Below are 1316 nucleotides of genomic sequence, written 5' to 3'. Positions count from 1 at the left end.
GGATCTCGGGGCCGGGCGGGGTGCGGTCCCAGGTGCCCAGGTCGCTCGCCCAGTCGCGGATGTACTGCTTGTCGTAGCCGTACTGGCGGCCGCCGGGCTTCCAGTCCTCGACCCGCCAGTAGCGGGACGAGTCGGAGGTGAGGACCTCGTCGGCCAGGAGGATGTCGCCGTCGGCGGTGAGGCCGAACTCGAACTTGGTGTCGGCCAGGATCACGCCGCGCTCCTCGGCGGTCGCCGCGGCGCGGGAGTAGATGTCGAGGGTCAGAGTACGCAGCCGGTCGGCGAGGTCCGCACCCACCTGGTCGGACATCTCGGCGAACGTGATGGGCTCGTCGTGGCCGTCCTCGGGCGCGGTCTTGGTGGTCGGGGTGAAGACGGGCTCGGGCAGCCGGTCGCCCTCGACGAGGCCGGCGGGCAGCGTCACGCCGGAGATGATGCCGTCGGTGCGGTACGCGTCCCAGCCGAGGCCGGCGAGGTAGCCGCGGGCGATGCACTCGACCTGGACGATGTCGACCCGGCGGCAACGCAGCGCCCGGCCGGCCCATTCGGCGGGGACGTCGGTGACCGACAGCACATGGTTGGGCACGTCGGCGAGCTGGTCGAACCACCACGCCGAGAGCGCGGTCAGGAGCTTGCCCTTGTCCGGGATCGGTGTCGGCAGCACCACGTCGTAGACCGACACCCGGTCGCTCGCGACCAGTATCAGCTCGTCGGGGCCGTCCGCGTAGACGTCGCGGACTTTGCCTCGGTGCACCAGCTCCATGCCGACCGTTCTAGCACGCGCCACGTCACACCACGACGACGACCTTCCCGCGTGCCCGTCCATCCCGCAGGTAGCGAATCGCGGTGGGGACCTCGTCCAGCGAGAACGTCCGGTCCACGGCCGGCACCACCGCGCCGGCCTCCATCAGCTCGGCCAGGTACCGCAGGTCGTCCGCGCGCTCGGCCGAGATCAGGGTGCCCAGGCGCTGGCTGACGAACGGCGACAGCATCATCACGCGCAGCTGGCGGTCGACGCCCTGGAGCCAGCGGCCGCCGTGGCCCTCCGAGCCGACGATGATCAGACGTCCGTCGCGCGCCAGCACGCGTCGCAGCCGCCGGATCGGGCGGTGCCCCGCGATGTCGATGATCACGTCGAAGCGGCGCGAGCCGGCAGTGACGTCCTCACGGGTGTAGTCGATGACGTCGGCGGCACCGAGCGAGCGGACCAGGTCGGCCTTCCCACCACTACAGACGCCGGTGACCTCCGCACCGAACGCCACCGCGAGCTGGACGGCGAACGACCCCACCCCGCCGCCGGCGCCGGTCACCAGCAC

The 1316-nt window shown here is 71.7% G+C and carries 2 protein-coding genes; both read right to left on the bottom strand.

The features are described 5' to 3' along the window. A partial coding sequence (locus tag E1269_RS31980; protein WP_131902301.1) for a phosphoribosylaminoimidazolesuccinocarboxamide synthase occupies positions 1 to 763 on the bottom strand: 763 nt, incomplete at its 3' end. 25 nt (positions 764 to 788) lie between these two features. Continuing rightward, positions 789 to 1316 (bottom strand): NAD(P)-dependent alcohol dehydrogenase (locus E1269_RS31975; protein ID WP_131902299.1); only part of this gene is annotated, 528 nt, incomplete at its 5' end.

Source organism: Jiangella asiatica (assembly GCF_004349065.1).
Taxonomy (GTDB): domain Bacteria; phylum Actinomycetota; class Actinomycetes; order Jiangellales; family Jiangellaceae; genus Jiangella; species Jiangella asiatica.
The sequence above is the reverse complement of the archived record's forward strand: the minus strand, read 5'-3'. Positions and strand labels throughout refer to the sequence as shown.